Origin of the sequence: Stenotrophomonas daejeonensis, from assembly GCF_001431505.1 — a bacterium.
GTDB lineage: Bacteria > Pseudomonadota > Gammaproteobacteria > Xanthomonadales > Xanthomonadaceae > Stenotrophomonas > Stenotrophomonas daejeonensis.
On record NZ_LDJP01000117.1, the window covers coordinates 1 to 3611 of the forward strand.

4 protein-coding genes are annotated in these 3611 nt (G+C 67.7%); all 4 read left to right on the forward strand.

What is annotated here, in order from left to right:
* Nucleotides 1–930, forward strand: a 930-nt coding sequence (pstC, locus tag ABB34_RS14635) for a phosphate ABC transporter permease subunit PstC (protein ID WP_057642112.1), incomplete at its 5' end; no start/stop codon positions are given.
* A complete protein-coding gene (gene pstA, locus ABB34_RS14640; RefSeq protein WP_057642113.1) occupies nucleotides 930–1802 on the forward strand; it encodes a phosphate ABC transporter permease PstA in 873 nt (290 codons plus the stop codon). The genes pstC and pstA, both read left to right, overlap by 1 nt.
* 32 nt (nucleotides 1803–1834) lie before the next feature.
* Nucleotides 1835–2665, forward strand: a complete 831-nt coding sequence (gene pstB, locus ABB34_RS14645; protein ID WP_057642114.1) for a phosphate ABC transporter ATP-binding protein PstB — start codon at nucleotides 1835–1837, stop codon at nucleotides 2663–2665.
* An 82-nt stretch (nucleotides 2666–2747) separates the two neighbouring features.
* Nucleotides 2748–3455: a phosphate signaling complex protein PhoU gene (gene phoU / locus ABB34_RS14650; RefSeq protein ID WP_057642115.1), complete on the forward strand. Its 708-nt coding sequence runs from the start codon at nucleotides 2748–2750 to the stop codon at nucleotides 3453–3455.
* Nucleotides 3456–3611: the final 156 nt, after the last annotated feature.

Consider the following 3611-nt stretch of genomic DNA (forward strand, 5'->3'; position numbering starts at 1 on the left):
CGCGACCAGCGCGATGCCCGCAACGACCGCCTGTTCCGCTGGTTCCTGGTCGCCACCGTGGCGCTGGTGCTCACCGCACTGGCCTGCGCCGCGCTGTCGATGCTGTGGGGCGGCCGCCACGCCCTGCAGGAGCAGGGCCTGAGCTTCTTCTACACCGCCGACTGGAACCCGGTGGAGAACCGCTTCGGCGCGCTGGCGCCGATCTACGGCACCATCGTCACCGCGGTGATCGCCATGCTGATCGCGGTGCCAGTGAGCTTCGGCATCGCCTTCTTCCTCACCGAGGTGGCGCCGCGCTGGCTGCGCGGCCCGGTCGGCACTGCCATCGAGCTGCTGGCCGGCATCCCCTCGATCATCTACGGCATGTGGGGCCTGTTCGTGCTGGTGCCGGTGATGACCGAATACGTCACCCCGTTCCTCAACGACCACCTCGGCGAGCTGCCGCTGGTCGGCCCGCTGTTCCAGGGCCCACCGCTGGGCATCGGCATGCTCACCGCCGGCTTCGTGCTGGCGATCATGGTGATCCCGTTCATCTCCTCGGTGATGCGCGAGGTGTTCCTGACCGTGCCGACCCGCCTGAAGGAATCGGCCTACGCGCTGGGTTCGACCAAGTGGGAAGTGAGCTGGGACATCGTGCTGCCCTATACCCGTTCGGCGGTGATCGGCGGCATCTTCCTCGGCCTCGGCCGCGCGCTCGGCGAGACGATGGCGGTGGCGTTCGTGATCGGCAACAGCGTGCGCCTGACGCCGTCGCTGCTGGAACCGGGCACCACCATCGCCGCGCTGATCGCCAACGACTTCGGCGAGGCCACCGAAACCTACCGCTCGGCGCTGCTGCTGCTCGGCTTCGTGCTGTTCATCGTCACCTTCGTGGTGCTCGCCCTGGCCCGCCTGATGCTGCTGCGCCTGTCCCGCAAGGAGGGCAACTGATGTCCGCCACCCCGAAAACCGCCGAGGCGCTGTACCTGCGCCGCCGCGCCACCAACGTGCTGGCGCTGCTGCTGGCCTGCGCCACCGCGCTGTTCGGCCTGTTCTTCCTCGGCTGGATCCTGTGGACGCTGCTGGCCAAGGGCCTGCCCGGCATCAACCTCGACCTGTTCACTAGGATGACGCCGCCGCCGATGCAGGAAGGCGGCCTGCTCAACGCCTTCTTCGGCAGCGCGGTGATGTGTGCGCTGGCCATCGCCATCGGCACCCCGCTGGGCGTGGCCGCCGGCACCTGGCTGGCCGAGTACGGCAACGCGCGCAAGGCCGGCACCGTGGTGCGCTTCGTCAACGACATCCTGCTGTCGGCGCCGTCGATCGTGCTCGGCCTGTTCGTCTACACCCTGTACGTGATGCAGACCGGCGGCAACTTCTCGGCCTTCGCCGGCGCGCTGTCGCTGGCCTTCATCGTGCTGCCGGTGGTGATCCGCACCACCGACGAGATGCTGCGGCTGGTGCCGGTGCAGATGCGCGAGGCGGCGCTGGCGCTGGGCGTGCCGCAGTGGAAGGTGATCATGCAGGTGCTGTACCGCAGCGCGATGGCCGGCATCGTCACCGGCGTGCTGCTGGCGCTGGCGCGCATCTCCGGCGAGACCGCGCCGCTGCTGTTCACCGCCTTCGGCAACCAGTACTGGAACAGCAACGTGTTCCAGCCGATGGCCTCGGTGCCGGTGGTGATGAACCAGTTCGCCGGCAGCCCCTACGAATCGTGGCAGGTGCTGGCCTGGGCCGGCGCGCTGGTGCTGACCCTGTTCGTGCTGCTGGTCAGCCTCTCCGCCCGCGGCCTGCTGCTGCGCAACCGCATTTCGAACGACTGAACTCGAACGACTGAACCCACATGGACCTCGCCATGAACGACCTCAACAATGCCGTGCCGATGCAGCGCATCAGCGTGCCCGCCGCACACCAGGGCCTGGACGCACCGGCACCGGTCAAGCTCGCCGCGCGCGGGCTCGACTTCTACTACGACAAGTTCCATGCGCTGAAGGACATCCACCTGGAAATCCCGGAAAAGCGCGTCACCGCGCTGATCGGCCCGTCCGGCTGCGGCAAGTCCACCCTGCTGCGCATCTTCAACCGCATCTATGCGCTGTACCCGAAGCTGGAAGCGCGCGGCGAGGTGCTGCTGGACGGCGAGAACATCCTCTCGCCGAAGTACCCGATGAACCGCCTGCGTTCAAAGGTGGGCATGGTGTTCCAGAAGCCGGTGCCGTTCCCGATGACCATCTTCGAGAACGTGGCCTACGGCATCCGCCACCACGAGAAGCTGTCCAGGGCCGACATGGCCGACCGCGTCGAGCATGCGCTGCGCCAGGGCGCGTTGTGGGACGAGGTCAAGGACAAACTCGGCCAGAGCGCGCTGGGCCTGTCCGGCGGCCAGCAGCAGCGCCTGTGCATCGCCCGCGCGGTGGCGCTCAAGCCCGACGTGCTGCTGCTGGACGAGCCGACCTCGGCGCTGGACCCGATCTCCACCAGTCGCATCGAGCAGTTGGTCGAGGAGCTGAAGAACGACTACACCATCGCCATCGTCACCCACAACATGCAGCAGGCCGCGCGCGTGAGCGACTACACCGCCTTCATGTACCTGGGCGACCTGATCGAGCACGACCGCACCGAGGTGATCTTCTCCAACCCCTCCAGGCAGCAGACCGAGGACTACATCACCGGGCGCTTCGGGTGAGTGGCCGCGCCCGGCCTCAGCCGGCAATGCAATGCCATGGACGGCCGCGGCAACATCGAACGAATCCATCGGACCCATGACCATGAACCTCCCCAACGACCACATCGTGAAAAGCTACGACGAAGAACAGCACCGGCTGGTGGCCGAGATCGTGCGCATGGGCGAAATGTCCGTCGCCCAGCTCATCGCCGCGCTGGACGTGATCGAACGCCGCGACGAGAAGGCCGCCCGGCGCATCGTCGCCAACGACGAGGCCATCGACATGCTGGAACAGCAGATCAGCCATGACGTGATGCGCCTGGCCCTGCGCGGGCCGATGGCGCGCGACCTGCGCGAGATCCTCGCCGGGCTGCGCATCCCCGCCGACATCGAGCGCATCGGCGACTACGCCGCCAACGTCGCCAAGCGCTCTATCGCGCTGGTGGCGATGCCGCCAATGCCGCAGGTACAAGGCCTGCGCGCACTGGGCAGGCTGGCCGCGCAGCAGGTGCAGCGCGCGCTGGTGGCCTACCGCGACAACGACGCCGAGGCCGCGCTGGCGCTGCGCCAGGACGACGCGCGGCTGGACGCGCAGTACACCGCGCTGTTCCGCGAGCTGCTGACCTACATGATGGAAGACCCGCGCAACATCACCCCGTGCACGCACCTGCTGTTCATGGCGAAAAATCTGGAGCGCATCGGCGACCACGCCACCAACATCGCCGAGAACGTGTGGTTCCTGGTACACGGTGACGCCCCGCTGCCACCGCGTGAAAAACGTGACGAGACCAGCACGGTGGATCACGCCTGAGTTTTTGCTTGAAGCCCCTCTCCCACCGGGGCGAGGCTGCACGGCTTGCGCGCCACTGGCGCGCGTGCGGTCGAGCGCCCACGCCGCTGGCGTGGGTCGGGGCGCGGAGCGGGGGTTGGGGTGAGGGCTGTCGCTTATACCAATCTCCGAGCCCAA